The organism is Chloroherpetonaceae bacterium (assembly GCA_033763895.1).
GTDB lineage: Bacteria > Bacteroidota > Chlorobiia > Chlorobiales > Thermochlorobacteraceae > JANRJQ01.
In genome coordinates, this window is record JANRJQ010000010.1 from 774,189 (window position 1) to 791,949 (window position 17,761).

Sequence of the window (17,761 nt, forward strand, 5' to 3'; positions counted from 1 at the left end):
AAGGGGTTTTAATTTATGTTAAGAGACTAATTTTAATTAAATATTATTTTATCAAGATGAACTTTGAAATCTAATTAATTTGTAAGATTATAATTAAATTAAAAATAATAACTATTAAATATTTGATTGTAAAAGGGTTTTATTTCATCAATTAATTCATTGGCTTCTTTGATTCCATAGATATGCGCTAAACACCATTCATACGAATCCCAAATTTTTGTTAAATAGTATTTATTTATTTCTTTTGAATGCATAATTTCAATTAAAAACCCGTTCTTATGAGCGTCTATAAATTTTTCAATAATTTCTTTTATATCAACGCTCTCCATCTTGTAAGGATAACCTTTTAATTTTTCATAATACACTAATACAGGTTTTTGTTTGTCAAAGTTAAGCATATCAAAATAGTATTCCGCTTCCTCCTGAAATACGTCTACAACCTTCCTCATCCAAATATATTGCTGTTCTTTCAACTCTTGATCATTTAACCTTGACATCACATTCGCAAAATGATTTGAATCTTTCATAAGATTTAATGCTGTAATTTGAGCGACATTCCACCGATAACTTTCTTCATCATTTTGTGTGGCATCGGGATGGAGATATACTCCCCAGTCATTTTCAAAGAGTTCCATCAAATAAAACTTCGGATCGTCGAGAAAGACTTCAATCGTATGATTTTCGAAGGTTTTGAGATGATATTTGGTAAGGATCATAATCGACTTATAAAGGGTTTAATGAAATCTTTTCTATAAAAATTAGTTTTATTAAGAAGTTATTTTTCGCTTAATTCTGTTTATCTGTAATCGCATTTTTTCCGGTATTGACCATTTTTCCGGTAGATGATAGAATTCTTCAATAGTGAGCATTTCAGCCATTTTTTCGATATCGCTATATTTAACATGATTAGAAAATACTTCCACATTATGATGATTTGTACTTGATAATGTATGCCCCCAAATTACCCCCTGCTTATCCTTGATAAATTTTGCTTCAAGGCAGTTTGTAAAAAAGGTTTTGAATGCTAATAAATTAAGTCGAATTTTGCCAGTTCCATCCGATGAAATATCAATTACTTTTTTGTTAGAATTTGCTAATAATGCGCACGCAAAAGGACAATCGTTTGTCCTGAATTTACCTGAAGCTGAATTTACATTAATTGAAAAGTTCCTAAATATTTTCGAAAGAGTTCTGTAAACTGACCCATAATCATTATTATATATTCTAATTTCATACTTGCGAATGGGGTATATCGATTGCCGGATATAATCAAACGCATTTTTCTCATTTTGTATGACAATATCATCAATGATAATCTCGTAAACCGGTGTATTACTTGCAGATTTATACCACCGATCAAGATCATCCATCTCTTCAAAATCACTATCATCTTCATCATACCAAAACATAATTTTGTCTCCTTTTTTAGCTAGGGTTAAGAAAGAACTGTTATTCCAATTCGCGAAGTGCTTACGAGTCGATTAGAGGTTGCCCGTTCAGAAGTTGAAAGAGCAATCCGAATAATCTCTTCCGACGAATCACGCGCTCCCTTTGCAGCGTACTTGGTGTATTAATCATGCTGATCGTTTTGGTAACACGGTCACTCAAGGATTATTGTATTTGGGTCATAAGCTCACGAATCCGGGTAATCTTTTCAAAGCTGAATAACATAGTGCTTCTTTTAGTTTGGGTTGAAAAAGCAATGGAAAGAACAGGGTGTGTGAAAGTGAGTACAATTTGTTTCAATAATAATAAACACTTCTATGCCATCTCAGCAGTGAACTTATAATGATGAATTGTGAACTGTAATCATTTCCTTTTTTACTATCTTTCACTTAATTATTTACTAAATCCTATTCTTCATAGTGCAGCACATTAAAAGTTTTGTATTAGTAAAAATTTATGATTAAGGTATTAGTTAATTACTTTTTAATACGTTTCTTATTATTTCAATAATTTGTTCAGGTTTGAGAATGCTTCTCGAGCCATTATTGTACCTTGGTGCTCCTCCTATAGTTGAACCACCACCCCAACCCGGTTCTAATTTATTCAATGTGTATAGAATGGTTCCTTCTTCGCTTACTGGACCGATAGGGAAATTAGAAACGAATTCCGACTTTTTCCCAATCGTATATGCAATTGATCCATCAGCTAAATATTTGTAACAAACCGCTCGATTGAAACCATTTTTATAAAGCTCGTCAAAAATAAAATCATCTGAAAGGGCCATTACAAATAAATCATTTTTATAAGTAATTTGATAAGATTTTACGGATTCCTCTTCAGTTGAATTAAAATCGGTATTTTGGGAAATTAGTGCAGATATTCCTTCTAAGCAATCATCAAGTAGCTTATTTAAATCGGCAGATTGGTATAATTTATTTCTTTTAGATTCATATTCCGATTTCATTGCTTCCTTTCGAAAATATGTAAGAAGTTCATAATTACTTGTAGGATAAGCAGGACCGTATGCATCTGCTTTGCCAACTACCTCCACCAATTCTCGAACTCTTTTTTCAAAAATATGCGTAGGGTTTAACAAAAGCCATACAGTTAAAGCAGTGTCCCCATCAATATCATTGATATAAATATTAAATTCCTGAGGGTCGAAACCCAATAAAAGTGCGTCTAAAACCTGCTCACAACTGGAACGCGTAGCATGACGAATACAAAGGTCATGATGGTCAAAGGAGTAACGGTTATTTTTGTTATCAATCCAAGGCCCTTGAACATAGCCATCCAGTGCAATTGAATAATTTGGTAATTCTTGAAACTCAATTGTTCTTCCGCGTTCAATAATGATTTTTGGCATTTGTATTTACTAATTAGGGTTGCTGGTTATCAATAAATTTTACTAACTGTGCAATACTTTGTTCAGGTAATTCTTTAGAAAAAATGATTTTATGTCTTTTTATATTCATACTTTCGAACCACTTACTCCAATAAAGAGTCAAAATTTCAAGCTCCTTTGTATTGGCTTCAAGTGCCGGAGTTACTTCCATCACGATAACCTCCCATTCTGAAAAATTACCTGCGGGGAGAAGCCCGCCATCCTTTTCGAAAGCAGGTTTCCAATTTTTTAATGATCTGTATTTTGCAACATTCATCGAGGTTCGAGAATCTCTTTTACTGGAATATCTATTTTCAAATTGTAAATATCCGTCTGTTAGAATAATTAATACATTTCTAAAATTAGAGTTTTTTGGTGCCGTATACCCTTGAAGTTCATGAGCAAAAAAACTCCAAATATCTGCTCCCGCATAAGTCGGGCTCGTTTGAGCGAGAGTATAGAGAAGATCAACTTGGCGAGAAAGCACTTTCCCAAAGCCCGGTACGTAATCGCGCCGATCAGAAAGTGAAATTGATTCAACATTGATGTTAAGGCTATCATTCATCAAGAGTATTTGAGAAGAATAAGCGTTTTCGGGTTGTGAAAAGAAAAGTAATCGAAATCTGTCTTTTGAAAGAATGAAGTACTTTTTTTGGACTTCCATTAAAAAACATTGATACGATGCATTAATCAAAGATTTATCAATAACGGCTTGTTCAGAATTCTTTTTAGGTGAAATACGATCAGAAAGATCAAGGGCAACAACCATATTGACATGCTTTTGAGTAAGTGAATCAGTATTCATTTGATTATCCGAATCCTGCTTTTCACTTTCCCCGCAAGCGCTTAATAAAATAATTGAAAGTCCTGACACTAACATTGCGAGGTAATTCTTTGTAATAGATGTCATTTTCATTTTCGTATATATTTATATTGAAGAGATTATCGTTAATTAGAGAATTGCGATGAAATATAATCGGTATCGGTAAGGCGTTTATTGAGATACGACTTATATTTCAGTATCAATTCATTTAACCTATCTAAGTCGGGCTTTGCAGTTTTACTGTCCGAGTATTTAGAATTAATATAACTTGTCCAGCCGGTGATATAGCTGTCTAAAAAAGCATTCAATTCTGAAATGTTTATTAATACAGCACCTTCTTCATAACCAAGCTTCTTAATCATAAACTCGTCTTTCAATATACCTGTATTAAGTTCTGCTACTTCATCTAATTTAGATGCTAAATCCTTCTCAAATTCTAATAATTGAGCTGCGCGCTTTTCTTTTGCAAATCTTAAGTGACGGAAAAGGGTTGATTGATGATGCAATTCACCTACAGCAAATCCCCATACATAATAAACAGCAAAGCCGGCGCAAAGAACCAAATAAAAATTAGAATCACTAAATATCATTGTCCAAATCCATTTATCTTTTACTAACCCCATCAAATATTTAATTGTGTAAGCATTCTCGGTTATTTTGAGAGCAAGAAAAAAATCAACTATAAGGGCTATAATTAATAAGGAATACTTTCTAAATCCGTTTGATCTTGAAAAGTAAGGTGAGGCAGCCATTAACATCATTACAAACGGAAAAAAGCAAACAAAAAATAAAGCACCTCCACCGGATTTATTTGCCTCAATAAAAGTTTTGGGATTAAACACTTGATTATTTAGTGCTATTAATGCAGTTTCGGTATTGGTTGTTAACATTGAGGAAATATCCATCAAAAACGCCATATATATGGCTGAAGCATAAAATGTAAATAGGTATGAGGTAACAAAAATAAACATAAAGAGAATAAAGCCCGTCTTAACCGGGTCAAAGGAAGATTCTAAGTCAAATTTCTTTGGGTTAATTTCAATATCACTTAATTCACCTTTAAGATTAGCGATTTTGTCTTTTGCTACGGGTATAACATCTTTTTCAAGATAAGAAATGCGAGAGCGTTTTGTAGAAATGGTTGTTTGAAGCTCTGAAATACGACTTTTAACATCGTTGGCAAGGGTGGTGAGTTTTTTGCAAAACAAATCATACATCACAGATAAATACTTTTGAATAACCTCAGGATTTCCGTTTTCTTTACCACAATCTTGAAAACCTTTTGAACGTAGTTCTTCTTGTTCTGATACCGATAAAGCATTAGGGGTAAATGAGTTGTTTAGCATTGTTGGATTGGTTTTTGATTCTGAAGAAGAAGTGTGATTACCGTTGCCGTTGATGTGAGAGGTGCTGTTCATAATTTTACCTGTGAATGAATGTTACTTTGAAAGTGATGCGAATTTATCCCAGTTATAATAGATAGAGGAAAAAAGAAATATTTCTTGGCCACTACGTATAAACTATAACACGACCCGATATGCGCCCTTTATACTGCTCGCGGCCATCTATATAAACTTTCCCTTGTCCACTGTCGTGATCAAAATGTGCATCGCCAGCGTTGTCGGTTCGGGAATCTTGCATACCCCACGCCCAACCAATCGTTACTTTTATCCCTTTGCGCGGTTTTCCGCTACTCTTTTCAAAAACTGAAATCGTTACCATATATTACTAATATAAAATTGAAGAATTTGTTTTCAATAATACGCACTCTCTTATAAAACGGCATTAAAAGAAATATTTCTTATGAAGATTGTCATTAGTCTTGTTGGCGGTCAACTCGACCCAAATTTGCTTACACCCTTGCAATTGGAAGCTACGCGCTCAGTTTTATTTCGAACACCGGATACCAATCGCGAAGCAAAAAATTTAATAGACGCGCTTGGCGTCAATGGTATTTCGGCAAGTGTACAAGAAACCCCCGCCTTTGATTTTGCTCAAACTCGAGAAGACATTAGAAAGAAAGTTGAAACCTTAAGGGATGAACATCAGGGTTCAGAAATTTGGATAAACTATACAGGTGGAACGAAAATTATGAGCCTTGCCGCATTTGAAGTTGCTCGCGAATTAGATTTAAGAACTGCTTATTTAGAACCCCGATCATCATCCCTCCTTACAACGTTAGGTACATTGCCTCAGCCTTCAATACCTATTTCGGTGAAGTTTACGATTGAGGCATTTTTTGCCCTTAAAGGATTTAGTGTTCAAAGAAACAAGTCTTTGGAAACCAATGCACAAACTCGAAAGGCGTTTACAGAATTTGTTTATGAAAACATTAGAAATTCCGCAATTTTTCATAATAAGTTATTTTCAAAAGTATTTCAATTTAGAATAAAGAATTCTACTGCGAACAATTATGAAAAGTTGATCGGTACATTTATTACAGAAAATTTTTGGAATAGTATGGTCTCTAAAAATATGTCGGGTTTTCAAGTAAAACTTAATTCCCAGAGTGCAAATTTTAATACAGGCGCCCAATTAATAGAATATTTCAGCGGAGGCTGGCTCGAAGAATATGTTTTTAATAAATTTTATGATTCTCGCTGCGCCGATGATGTTACTATCGGGTTGCGGTTTCTGAGTTCCGAAAATGATGTAATGAATGAATGTGATGTCGTGGCGATTAATAAAGGGCAGTCCACCTTTGTTGAATGTAAGTCGGGTAATTTTAACTCAACCGATATTGATAAATTTCATTCGGTTGCAAAGATGTATGGCGGCGATTATGCAAAAGGGGTTTGGCTTTCATATTACCCTATTCCTATTTCTGGAAAAAGTTCTAAAATGAGAAAATTTTCTATGAATAAAATCAATTTAATAGAAGGAATGAAACAGATAAAAAATAGTCTAAATAATCCTTGCCAATTAGGTGATATCCAGCGGTAATCAAATAAATTTTATTTTTCCCGGAGGTAAAGAAATCGTAAAAATTAATCCTTTTCCTTTAGCGTTATAAGGAACATATTTTGACGATAAAAGGGCAGGAGAGATAATACGGCCAACTTTTGTTTTTATTTTAGAAATCAAAGATCGTACTGTTGCCGGTGTTAAACTATGAGTGGTTAATTTGGTAATAAAAGGATCTTTAGTGTCATATTTAAGTTCAGAGATACACCAATTTTTGATTTCTTCAGCAGTATCGTCCTTAATCTTATTTTTATGCGTTGAATGTGTAAAATCAACCTCTTTTAATCCTTTTTTGATTTGACTGGCAATAAACGCAAATAAAATAAATTCTAAACGGGCTAATTTTAAATCCTTTCCGGCAATATGAGCTTTAGGAATTTTGTGGGCGTTTTTTTTATCGAAATCAAAGAAAAATTCGGGCAAACCCGAATCTTCGCCAATGAGCAATTGAGCGGTATTAAATAAATCGTGATAGCTCATTGTGCTGAAGTTGTACCCACCGTTTTCTAAAATCGGCCGTAAACGAACAAAAGGTAACTCCGCCAATTCGAGTTTTACTTTCTGGGCATCAATCGAATTTCCTGAACTGTCTTTAATCTCATAAGTTTCGGTTCCTCTCTTACCTGTAACTAAATGTGGATTTTTGGTAGGGTAATAAAAATCATTATTACTTTCCAACTGCGGGTGTTCAACTAAAATATGTGAAAGTCTGTCGCCCGCTCGACCAAAGACATTTAGTGCCATCATCATAAAAGAACTCATCGTTTTTCTTCCGCCTGCAAGAGAACAATAAACCGGAGGCATGTTTTGAGAAGTGTGTTCTCTTATAAAATGAAACAAAAAATCGGCGAAAATCTCGTTTTCCGTAGAATTTCGAATATCCTCCATTTCACTATTTTCGGAATTCTTCACCGCGTGAACCCAAACATGACTCGGCTCTAAGGTCAAACTGTACTCATTTTTCATTTTCATGAGCATCCCTAATTCGCCAAGAAGTGCCGCTTCCACTGTCCCTTTTCCTCTTGCTGTTGTAAGAATATGCAACTCCGAAAATTGAACATTTTGAAGAACGGAATAAACATAAAGCGTCTCGGTGATGACTTGTGGCGAAGTCCCCGCAAGACAAATGAGTTTTGGCTGAACTGATTCTAACTGTTGAACCGAGGGTGCTTTCTTCTTTTTCATAAGGGTTAGGTTTACTGATAAAGAAAAGCAAAGTTAGTAAAACAACAGTACAAATTGAAACCTTCCAATTTGCATACAGTTCTCTCGGTGCTTTGACCCCTCGGCATTTCGACGCCTTGATATTTCGGCGCCCCGACTCCGCTCGGCGACCTTAGTTCTGCAGGACGGCGCCTCGACTCCGCTCGGCGACCTTAAACAAACTCCGCTCGGCGACCAAAGAAGGGAGGTGGGTGAGCGAAGCATTGAGCCTGTCGAAATGTCGAACCCCCTCTCTTCACTTCGACCCTTCGACTTCGCTCAGGGATCTCCGTGTCGGAGCGATAAAATTGGTTCTCGAATCGTTTTGAATTAAGGTTCTCGAATTGTTTTGAATTAAGGTTCTCGAATCATTTTTGAATTAAGGTTCTCGAGCGTAGTCGAGAGAAACCGCAATACTCAAAGAGTTCAATGAATGTGGGGAGTTGCGGGGCTGAGCTCTTGCAAAGACTTGTTCCCGACCGAGTCGCAATACTCAAAGAGTTCAATGAATGTGGGGAGCTTGGACTTAGATATGAGCACATTTCAGTTCAAGAGTCGCAATTCTCAAAGAGTTCAATGAATGTGGGGAGAGCCCCACGCTCAACCCCAATAAAATTAAGCCCTTACAGGCAGTTTTCCAAAGCAAAACAAAAAAAAGGCTTTTTTCATAAAGCAACTCGGTGTATAGGTCATTTTTCTTATCGTTAAATAGCGTTTTTCCCGAGCATTCATTGGCTTCCAATCCGAAACACTTTAAGCAATTTTAGTTAACTCCCGATAAATTCAACCGTTAGTTTTTTTAGAAGGGAAGGCTGTAAGGTTCATAAAACGGACGCTTTCCAGCAATCACCGCTTTTACCTGTTTTACCTGTGCTTCCATTATCCGCCTAAAGTTTAATTTTACCGAGGCGATTTTGTACACCGATTCTTCTGCCATTCGGTTTTCAAAAATTTCTAAATACCGCTTTCGGCCTTCATTACTTAAAAAACACCCTGACCCATCTTTTTGATAATAAAAATCCGAGTTTTTTATCAACCCGCGGTTCAAAGTATAAATCACAAGTGAATCCATCACACACCGAAATTCTTCAATTAAATCATTAATCAAGGCAGGGTTTCCCCGCTCCTCGGTATGAAAGAATCCAAAATACGGAGAAAGCCCGTGAATTTTACAAAGCGAATATAAATTGGAATGAAGCAAAGTATAAGAAAAGCTAAGCAATGAATTTACCGGGTCGGTGGGTGGGCGTTTGACACGGCGAAAATTAGGCTGAAAGAACACCGATTCTCGCTTAAAGTGAAGCCCGAATATATCGAAATAGACCGCAGCGGCTTTGCCTTCATACCCACGTAAAGAATCAAAAGAATCCGTTCGTTCAGCTTTATGTGCCAATTCATTTAGCAAAACAAGTGATGTTTCAATGTGCTCGCGGTATTCAGGTAAGTTTCCCCAACCATTTGTTTTACGGCGCTGAATCATTGTGCGGGAATTTGAGATTTTGGTGGAAATCATTCGGCGAGCGAGATCGAAACAAAATTCTTCGTCAAGTGAACGAAGATATTGGTCTCTCTCAAATAAGGTGTTATCGGCAGTTGTTGCTTCAAGCCGGCCAAAGTAATATCCATTTTGCGATAAATACGCAATCGGGATATGATTTTGAAGGCAATGTTGAATTGCCGGAGTTGTAAGAGTGACATTCCCTAAAACAATAATTTGCTCCACTTTGCGCGCGTGCAGTTCGGTTAGCTTCATGCTACTTTTTTCAACCAAAAAGCGTTCCCCTTCTTTCCGCAAAAGGCTGCCTTGCTCTTGAAGGTAGAGCGTTCTTAAGAATGGAGAATACAGTTTTTTTAATTCATTCAGTTTTGTTTCTTCGAGTTCATCCTCACGCTTTTGCAAGTTGGAGAGGAAATCATCGAGCTGTAGAGGTTTTCCTTTGAAGTTTTCCAATAACTTTTGGCCAAATTCGGTTTGCAGGAGTGTGGCCTCGGTTACTTCAATTTTTTTTCCGTCGTCAGTTTCAAGGTTAAAGAAATGACTTTCAGGGTGGTTGTATTCATCGGGAATATCGGCTTCGGGGTATGGCGGTTTTGGAATAACTTTACGCAGTTTTAATCGGCCTAATTTATCATACCATTTTTCGCCGTGCATTTTGGTTGGCAAAACCAACGAACGAATAAAGAGATACCCGAGGTATTTGAACCCTTCTGAAAAGTGCGTGATTCGCGTTTTTTCGGGGTGAAGATTGAGTTTCAATTCCGCTAAAACCGATTCCGTCAGTTTGAGGGCTTCTTCAGCTTGGGGCTTTGATTTGCAGAGTACGAGAAAGTCATCGGCATATCGAATAATTTTGAAATTTTCCGCTTCAAGGCGTTTATCAAGTTTATCTAAATACAAGTTTGCCAAAAGTGGTGAAATGGGTGCGCCTTGAGGAAGTCCAATCGGATTAGGAATGCGTTTTTCGCTGCCGTAAACAATATCGGCTTTAAGCCACTCACTTATCAGTTTGAAAAGCAGGTCATCATCGGGGAAGAATTCTTGAAATCGAGCGAGAATTAAGTCGTGCTCAACCGAATCAAAAAAGCGCGTGATGTCGGCATCCAAAGCCCAAAGGTATCCTTCGTTGCGCAGTTTTTCGATTTCATCGGCGGCATTGAGCCGCGAAAGACCGGGTCGGTAAGCAAACGACGATTTTGAAAGTTGTTCTTCAAGAATCGGGTTTAAGACAATCGTGGCCGCGGTTTGAACAATTCTATCCGGAACGGTTGGAATAAGGAGAATCCGCTCTTTTCCATCGGGTTTTTGAAACACCATTTTTAGGAGTGCTTGCGCTTTGTACCTACCGGTTTGAAGCAGGTGGTGTAACTCGCGCAAGCTCTCCGGCATTTTTTCCGAAAATTGATCGATCGAAAACCCGCCGACACCCGGCCGGCCGTCGTTGGAAGACACTTTTTGCCAAGCCTTGGAAAGTGTTTCTTCTAAAATAATTTGCGAATAAAGCCAACCCATTTCTTTTTTCTTTTAAGAAATAAAAAAGGGAGAATCGGGTTTAAATGTGTGATTTGCTCCCTCCGGCGTATCAATAATTACCGAAGCCACGCATTTTTCACAAAAGGAATAATAGCGTATCGAATCGTTTTTTCCGCCTCTGCTCAAAAGTTTGGTGAGTTTCGAACGAAGCTGTTGAAACGCGAGATAGGGAATAAAACACTCGAAAACACTTTTCTGCACGGGCGTTCCAAAATCTTTTAAGGTTTTAAAGATTCGGTTTCGAATGGGATTGGATTCGATATCGTAACTAATCACATAAAAGTTCATACGTGGTTTCGTTTTTTGTCTCCTAAATATTTACTCCGAACTTCCTTTAACTGCCACCATTCCAAAGCCCTGCGAGCACTTCACCCCAAACCCTGATTCATACCCGATTTGAATTAACTCTGTGGGTGCGTGAAGCTCAAAGGGCGTAAAGGTGCATCGATTATGAATCGGCGCAGCGTGTTCAGTCTTGAGCGTAACCAACCGCACAATCGACTTCGGACGCTTTTCGGGAAGCACAAAGCGAAGCGAGGTTTTTGTGTCCGAATTCACCTTTAAGAAGGGGCGGTTCAACAGAGATTCATATTTGCGAATCAAACTAAGAAGCAAAGCTTGTTCAAAATTGGCGCTTTCGGGCGTGAGGTGTGTTTGATGTTTTGCTCCATTCAGCCGCTCGGAGAGAAAGAGAGGGGAAAGCATCGTAAAGCTCATCCGCTCTTGAAACACAGGTGGGTCAATGACTTGAACCGTATCCAATCCAAAGAAAACACCGGCAAGTTCCATTTTGGAATGACTCAAAAATCCTGTGATAAGAGTGGTGATGAATTCTTCATTCGGAGACGAAATGTAAAAGCCGATTTGACGTGAAGTGGTTCTGATGCTGCCGCGCTCTTTATCTAAAACCCAGCGGTGATTGGGGTCAAGCGATTGGAGCATTGAAAAAGTAAAGTGCTTGAACTCCCCGCTTTGATGAAGTTCGGCGGAAAAGGTGGGTGAGCCTTTTTCGAGGGTGTGGTAAATATAGCCGAGCAGAAAGGTATTCATATCAATGGGGAGTTGGAGCGTGCGGTATCGGTGCGTGAGTTTAATGAGTAAGCGCATTGGAGAGAATGGATGAATATTGATAGTGTTTTTGAGGGTTAAAAATAAGAAATGTTAAGAGTCTTTCGTCACTTCGGCCCTTCGACTACGCTCTGGGATCTCCGTGACGGAGCGATAAAATAAGGTTCTCGAGCGGAGTCGAGAGAACCGTAAAGAGCCTCGATACTTCGGCGCCTCGACTTCGCTCGGCGGCCTTAAACAAACTTCGCTCGGCGACCTTGGTTCTGCACTTTGACCCTTCTGCATTTCGCCCTCAATTAAAGAATATTTTGATATTGCCAAGAACATTACCAATAGTTTAGTGAAGACGGGCGATATCGGTCAGATTTCAGGTGAGGAGTTGAAATTCAAACTCGAAAACCCCAATGAGGGCATATTCTATATGCCGCCAACGGCACCGAAACCAAAGTCACGAGCATCGCACGACGGACGGAAGGGCTTCTGCTCTTTAATAATCCGGCGAGTCTCACGGCGGGAAATTATTCGTTGGAAGTGCGGCGGCTTAAACGCTGATAAAGAAGCGATTTATGGGTTTGCTACGATGATTACAGTCTCGATGCTGAATTAAGTATGAAAGGACTTACGCAAAACACGAATTTTGTCATTGTCATTCTGTCCCGACGCAGCCTGTGCCGATACTTCGGCATCGGGAGAAGAATCCACAATAGAAATGGATTCTTAGCTACGCTCAGAATGACATCTGCGTAAGTCCTAATACTATTAAACCGCCGCAATAAAAAAGCGCGTAAATCCTTTTTCGGAAAGATGTTTTTTTAATTTCTTATCTCCCGTCCAAAGTATGCCGTTCAATTCAAGTGTGAGTGCAACAAACAGCGTATCTTTTACATCTGCCTCACGGCACAGGTCATACGCTTTTTGGCGGTTCTCAGTGGAAATAAGTTCAATTTGGACGAACTGAATTTTTTCAATTAGTCCGTTAAATGCATCATAAAAATCGGTGTCGGACAATTTTCCGAATTTCAAAATTTTCTCTTTGTAACGAAACAGTTCGATAAATAAATAATTCGGCGCGTAAAAGGATATGCCTTTCTCGAAGAAAGCATCTCGCAATCGTGATTTTTCTTTGAGCAGTGCTGAAAATAAAATATTTGTATCAACAATCACCGTCACTTTTTAATGTTTTTTAGGAAATTCTCGCCGTTTTTCTGCCACCATTCCTCATCAATTTCATCGGCGATGCGCTGAACCGATTCGGGGGTGAGTTCTGATTTTTGCGCTACATACTCCAAACGAAGCCGAGTTAAGATATTTATCATTTCCATAACGGGAATTTCCGTTTTATTCAAGCGAATGATGATTTCTTTGTCGGTAGATTGAACATCGAATGCATCCATAGTTAGGTTGGTTAATTATTTTCCAAGTATAGTCAAAAAAATTAAGATTACAATCTTTCCGATTCAACCGTTATCGTCAGGTTGCTCTCTTCGGCAACGACGGCGTGCGGTTCAAGAATTTGGTTCAGAGCAAAATAATTTTTGTTGCGTTGAGAATCATTTTAATGTTCCATCTATATTAAATTCTTTAGGAAATGAAAATTTAATTAAATCATCATCTATTTTATTCCTAGGAAATTCAAATTTTAAAACTGATATGCACGTTTTATAAAATTCATCGGCAGCTTTTTTTCCAATAGGGTTTGTTTTATGAACCATAGAATTTCGCCTTATTCTGAGATTATGTAATTTATTAATTAAATCTGGTTGATATATTTCTTTTTTTGCATTGATATAATCACAGAATGATGGATCATTGTTGTTTTCTATAACAGTAGTTAACAAATGCTCCATTGATTGTGTAAGTCTGATAGTAGCATCATTGTAACGAGCCTGTTCAATATACCTTCGAGCATCAATAATTAAATTTAATGCAAAATAATAAGGATCATCATTGAGAATAGATTTAAGCAAAGATATTAAATCGCCAGAGAGAAATTCAGTATGTTCTTTAATATTATCAAAATTAAGTGCGTCCCAAAGTTGTAAGCATTTGGAAATCGAATACATTTTTTCAATCGCTTCTAATTCCGAAGTAAGTCCAAACTGTTTGGCTTTTGATTCAAGATTATTTTTCGCCTTTTCAAAAAGCTGTTGAGCGGCGGCGTAGTTACCATTCTTGAATAGTTCTTTTGCTTGTGTGATAAGGTCAATATTGTAAAGGTCGTAGGGGTTTTCAAGTTTATTGAGAAATTCTGTCCCGCATTTGGGTTTCCCGTCTGCATATTCTTCAAAATCCACATAAAAAATATCAATGTCTTTTTCAATCGCTACGGTTAAAAACGCCGAAGCATCTGCCGATTTTTTCCCGCCCGTAATATCAAGCGCGATTCTGGCATCTGATTTTTCTTTTCTGATTTCTGCAATGATTTCTCGAACACGCTTGAAGGTATCTATTGAACCGATTGATTCAACCGCACGAGATATTGGTTTAACCGTAATGTTTTGTGAGGGGTCTTTGTATAATTCAAAAATTTTTTCAAAACATTGTAAAGGTGTATTGGGTTGAATATTCATTACCTTGTAATGTGCGGCGCTTTCTTTTGTAACGATTGGATAGACGGAATTTGGAGAAAGTGCGAGAATTGTGTGTAAAAGCGGTTCGGGAGAAAAGCCCACAATCGTTATGAGGGCATCAAAACTGTTGGCAAGACTCAATACTGGTAAGCCACTTGCATTATTTGCTTTTTGCCGGGAAAGAACGGTTTTGAATAAAGAAAGAGATTTCTTAAAGTAAGCATTGTTATTTTGCTCATCTTTCTCATATCTAATTCCCGTTAATTTTATGCCGAAGTAAATTGAAAAATCAGTTGATTTATCCGCCTCTTTCGTCCATTTATCTAACCCATCATTTTCAGATTCAGGTAGCCACTGTTTGCGTTTATTGAGAATATCCGCTTTCATAAAATCTTTACTTTTGTGATTTTTCCATCTTTAACCTCTAAAATTTCAACTGCCACTATTTCACCCTCCCTCTTCATTTTATTAGTTTCTACGAAGAGCGAATTTCCTTCATACTCCAAAGTAGTTGGCTTATAGTTAACTGTTTTAATTACCTTCATTTCAATTTTATCACCTTTTTTATAAGAAACAATTCTTGGCTTTGATTTTTCGGCGTGTTTCAAAATTTTGTTTGCTTCTGCTTTTGATTGAGCAATTTCTTTTTCGGTTGCAGGCTTAGGTTGAAAACCACCACGATGAAATGAAGTATTTTCCCTTTTTTCATTGCCATCTGGGAGTGGGGTATTCGTAACTGCAATTTTTGCCTGATTGATATCAGGTAGTTCTCCGTTTGGCAGAATGGTGATTTTGCACCAACCAAGCGGCGCAATTGCATTCTGCCCTTCAACAATCAGACAGCGTGATTTGGGTGCGATTGGCGACCCGTTGTGTCTCACTAAGTCTCTTATCCTTACTCGCTGTGGCATTGTGAGATGGAGAAATTGCGTTTTGCTCATAAAGCCGCCGCCCCAACCGGTGCGGAATAAGACACTTTCAGGTGTTAAGCCAAATCTATTTTGGTAAAGTGAATAAATTTGATTTGTATAAACTTTCAATTTCGCGGTGCGTTTATCGTTTGGATTAACATCGTTTGGTATTGTTGTTAGCCCCAGATAAAAGTCTTTTTCCTCAAAGTCCGCAACGGCTCTGAAAAACTCATCAACAGTTTTCAGGAGATTCAGAACAGACTGCAAATAAAAAGGAACACCGGTTGGAAAGAATTCTGAGGCAAGTTGAAGGTCTATAGAAATTTTGAATCGCGCTTTTGTTTTTGCAGGAGCGCATTGAAGATTTATATCAAATTTTTTTTGATAAGATTGGTTGTTAGGTGGTGTCCCGTTTGCATCTTTACAAACTGCTCTCGCTTTTTCATTTTTCAAAATTACATTACCATCAAAATTTGCATCGCTTATCTTAACGATGCGGAAGAAATCGCGTAACGTTTCGTTCGCCGACTGCCAGCGTTGATTAAATTCTCCTAAATAAGTTTGTTCTTCTGAAGTAGCATTTTTAGGTATTATTTTATTCGGCTTGATTTCCGTAAAGCTTTTAGTATCGACTTTCTCGTCAAGATTGTTAGGCTGTTTTGAGAAATGCTCCTTGTATTTTTTTTTATCGCTATCACGTAATCTTGAAGCGGCAGTCAAATTGTAAGTTACAAATCCATTTAGCCAAGTATTTTTTGTAGCATCGGATAAAATTTTCCAAAGAACTGCGTTTCGTATTGCGCCCTTTATTGAACTGCCGGGAATAAAGTGTTTGCCGTTTCCATTTTGTACAAATTTATTTCCATCGGAAATGTAGGTTATTCCTTTGGCAATATTTTTTGCAATCTCTTTTTTTTGTTCAATGCTGCCTTTTAGAAGTCCGACATTTTCCAAAAAGAATTGAAGGGACATTTCCTTGAAGAGAGAAAATTCTTTGGTATCTCTATCGCGATTGACTTTTTCATTATAATTGAGTCCAAAAGTATTGCAAAAATTGCCAAACACTTGCGAGTTATCAAATGAATTACCCCTTGCAAAGTATTTCTCATACCATTCTACATAGTCATAGCTTAGCTTTTTATTTCCTGTTTCGTCAAATGTGGATTCATAAATAAATTTACAAAGTTCATCATTATTCACTGAATACAAAGTATCGTCTACTTTCAAGAAACCTTCCCCATAGTTCACATCTTTGCCTTTAATAAAAAGAGGCGTCAGGGTTTCAAGTTCAATTATTGCAGATTCCACATTGTAGGCCATAATTTAATCCTCCAAATTGAGTTTGAGCGGCACGGAAAAAGCGTAGCCATAACGATAAACCTTATGAAAGCCTTCCCATTTTGGCGTGTTTTGTGGTGTAATGTCAACCAATTTTCCAATCAGTTCTTTTTGAAATACGCTCCCTTCGGAAAGCATTGAAACGGTTTGGCGTTTCACTTGCGCGCCAACGGAAAGCGAGCCTGTCCAGCCTTTTCTCAAAATGAGGTTGTGAGCAACGGAGGTTTGATAGGGTTCATCAGGTTTTGGACAGCATAGCGAGAGCAAGCAATACGCATTTGATTCAGGTACGCCGTTTAATAAATTCCATTCAGGCGGTACTTGGTTTAAACCAACCAAAATCGGCTTCTCCGAAAGTCCGCCCAAACCGATATTTCGGTTTCCACCGATTGCGCCTGTTTCAAAGATGATTTCAAAAATCTTTTCGAGTGCTTTTTTTGTCTGTTCATCGGCCTTTAGGAAAAAGTATAAACCGGCTTTATCTTTTCCGTGAGTTTCAAAGTAAGTAATCCCTGAATAAAAAAGTTGCGAAGCCATCGAGATTCTATCGAGCGTATTGTGCGGACGAATTGCACCACTTGAAATTCCTTTTGGCTTTTCGCCTATATCGCTTACATTATCTGCATTGAATTCTATCCAATTTTTGAATGCTTCAAGTGTAATAAAACGGGTTTTTTTCACGGTTTTCCCGTATTGTTCAATTTCGATGGTTCTATTTGGGTTGATTTTAGTAAAGGAATATGGGACAGAAAGCGGCTTTGGAAGCCAATACTCTGACCCTGATTTGGTTAAGGGAAAAGCCGATGAGATTTTGAATAGAGGATTTCCATTAGTAAATGACTTAAGAAAAGTATCAAAAGAAATTCCCTCTACTTCTCCTAAAATCGCCCAGTGATTACAAATCGCCGCCCAAAGCGTATCGGAATGGATAAAATCTTGCGTTTCTTCAATACCTATAGCCGCATTCGCTGCACCAATGTGCAGTGCGTGCTTGAAATAGAGCGGAACAAAGTAGGTGTTCAT

At 37.6% G+C, this 17,761-nt stretch carries 18 protein-coding genes; 3 read left to right on the forward strand and 15 right to left on the reverse strand.

What is annotated here, in order from left to right; genetic code table 11:
* Positions 1-98 precede the first annotated feature (98 nt).
* The 6 genes from SFU91_11455 to SFU91_11480 all read right to left on the reverse strand — a co-directional run bounded on the left by SFU91_11455 (position 99) and on the right by SFU91_11480 (position 5,375).
* Positions 99-635 carry a hypothetical protein gene (locus SFU91_11455; protein MDX2129638.1) on the reverse strand — a complete coding sequence of 179 codons (537 nt, stop codon included), beginning with the start codon at positions 633-635 and terminating at the stop codon, positions 99-101.
* Between the two features lie 132 nt (positions 636-767).
* On the reverse strand, positions 768-1,409 hold the full coding sequence (locus SFU91_11460; GenBank protein ID MDX2129639.1) for a hypothetical protein: 642 nt from the start codon (positions 1,407-1,409) through the stop codon (positions 768-770).
* Positions 1,410-1,918: 509 nt separating this feature from the next.
* Positions 1,919-2,812: a hypothetical protein gene (locus SFU91_11465; protein ID MDX2129640.1), complete on the reverse strand. Its 894-nt coding sequence runs from the start codon at positions 2,810-2,812 to the stop codon at positions 1,919-1,921.
* Between the two features lie 13 nt (positions 2,813-2,825).
* Positions 2,826-3,746 carry a hypothetical protein gene (locus SFU91_11470; GenBank protein MDX2129641.1) on the reverse strand — a complete coding sequence of 307 codons (921 nt, stop codon included), beginning with the start codon at positions 3,744-3,746 and terminating at the stop codon, positions 2,826-2,828.
* A gap of 32 nt (positions 3,747-3,778) precedes the next feature.
* The gene (locus SFU91_11475) at positions 3,779-4,999 is read right to left on the reverse strand and encodes a hypothetical protein (protein ID MDX2129642.1); all 1,221 of its coding nucleotides are present in this window, start codon (positions 4,997-4,999) and stop codon (positions 3,779-3,781) included.
* Positions 5,000-5,162: 163 nt separating this feature from the next.
* Positions 5,163-5,375: a hypothetical protein gene (locus tag SFU91_11480; GenBank protein MDX2129643.1), complete on the reverse strand. Its 213-nt coding sequence runs from the start codon at positions 5,373-5,375 to the stop codon at positions 5,163-5,165.
* 81 nt (positions 5,376-5,456) lie between these two features.
* On the opposite strand from SFU91_11480, the gene SFU91_11485 reads away from it, so the two are divergent.
* Positions 5,457-6,596, forward strand: coding sequence for a DUF1887 family CARF protein (locus SFU91_11485; GenBank protein ID MDX2129644.1), 1,140 nt, complete (start codon positions 5,457-5,459; stop codon positions 6,594-6,596).
* Here the strand turns inward: SFU91_11485 and csm6 are convergent, their stop codons facing one another.
* Positions 6,597-7,802: a CRISPR-associated ring nuclease Csm6 gene (csm6, locus tag SFU91_11490; GenBank protein ID MDX2129645.1), complete on the reverse strand. Its 1,206-nt coding sequence runs from the start codon at positions 7,800-7,802 to the stop codon at positions 6,597-6,599.
* 447 nt (positions 7,803-8,249) lie between these two features.
* Between csm6 and SFU91_11495 the strand changes: the two genes are divergently transcribed.
* Positions 8,250-8,528: a hypothetical protein gene (locus SFU91_11495; GenBank protein ID MDX2129646.1), complete on the forward strand. Its 279-nt coding sequence runs from the start codon at positions 8,250-8,252 to the stop codon at positions 8,526-8,528.
* A 91-nt stretch (positions 8,529-8,619) separates the two neighbouring features.
* Here the strand turns inward: SFU91_11495 and cas1 are convergent, their stop codons facing one another.
* The 3 genes from cas1 to cas6 are packed head-to-tail and all read right to left on the reverse strand — an operon-like array spanning position 8,620 to position 11,958.
* The gene (gene cas1 / locus SFU91_11500; GenBank protein MDX2129647.1) at positions 8,620-10,830 is read right to left on the reverse strand and encodes a CRISPR-associated endonuclease Cas1; all 2,211 of its coding nucleotides are present in this window, start codon (positions 10,828-10,830) and stop codon (positions 8,620-8,622) included.
* A gap of 12 nt (positions 10,831-10,842) precedes the next feature.
* Positions 10,843-11,139, reverse strand: a complete 297-nt coding sequence (cas2, locus tag SFU91_11505) for a CRISPR-associated endonuclease Cas2 (protein MDX2129648.1) — start codon at positions 11,137-11,139, stop codon at positions 10,843-10,845.
* Positions 11,140-11,169: 30 nt separating this feature from the next.
* Entirely contained in the window at positions 11,170-11,958 is a 789-nt protein-coding gene (gene cas6 / locus SFU91_11510) for a CRISPR-associated endoribonuclease Cas6 (protein MDX2129649.1), read from the reverse strand.
* 301 nt (positions 11,959-12,259) lie between these two features.
* Here cas6 and SFU91_11515 point away from each other — a divergent pair, with 301 nt between their 5' ends.
* Complete coding sequence (locus tag SFU91_11515; protein MDX2129650.1) at positions 12,260-12,526, forward strand: hypothetical protein; 267 nt, start codon at positions 12,260-12,262, stop codon at positions 12,524-12,526.
* 152 nt (positions 12,527-12,678) lie between these two features.
* Here SFU91_11515 and SFU91_11520 read toward each other — a convergent pair whose 3' ends face one another.
* The 5 genes from SFU91_11520 to csm4 all read right to left on the reverse strand — a co-directional run bounded on the left by SFU91_11520 (position 12,679) and on the right by csm4 (position 17,761).
* Complete coding sequence (locus tag SFU91_11520; GenBank protein ID MDX2129651.1) at positions 12,679-13,089, reverse strand: PIN domain-containing protein; 411 nt, start codon at positions 13,087-13,089, stop codon at positions 12,679-12,681.
* The gene (locus tag SFU91_11525) at positions 13,086-13,313 is read right to left on the reverse strand and encodes a hypothetical protein (GenBank protein ID MDX2129652.1); all 228 of its coding nucleotides are present in this window, start codon (positions 13,311-13,313) and stop codon (positions 13,086-13,088) included. The genes SFU91_11520 and SFU91_11525 overlap by 4 nt, the downstream gene beginning before the upstream one ends.
* Before the next feature lie 156 nt (positions 13,314-13,469).
* Positions 13,470-14,876 (reverse strand): hypothetical protein, encoded by a 1,407-nt coding sequence (locus tag SFU91_11530; GenBank protein ID MDX2129653.1) that lies wholly within the window; start codon positions 14,874-14,876, stop codon positions 13,470-13,472.
* The gene (gene csm5, locus SFU91_11535) at positions 14,873-16,720 is read right to left on the reverse strand and encodes a type III-A CRISPR-associated RAMP protein Csm5 (GenBank protein ID MDX2129654.1); all 1,848 of its coding nucleotides are present in this window, start codon (positions 16,718-16,720) and stop codon (positions 14,873-14,875) included. The genes SFU91_11530 and csm5 overlap by 4 nt, the downstream gene beginning before the upstream one ends.
* Before the next feature lie 3 nt (positions 16,721-16,723).
* On the reverse strand, positions 16,724-17,761 hold the full coding sequence (csm4, locus tag SFU91_11540; GenBank protein ID MDX2129655.1) for a type III-A CRISPR-associated RAMP protein Csm4: 1,038 nt from the start codon (positions 17,759-17,761) through the stop codon (positions 16,724-16,726).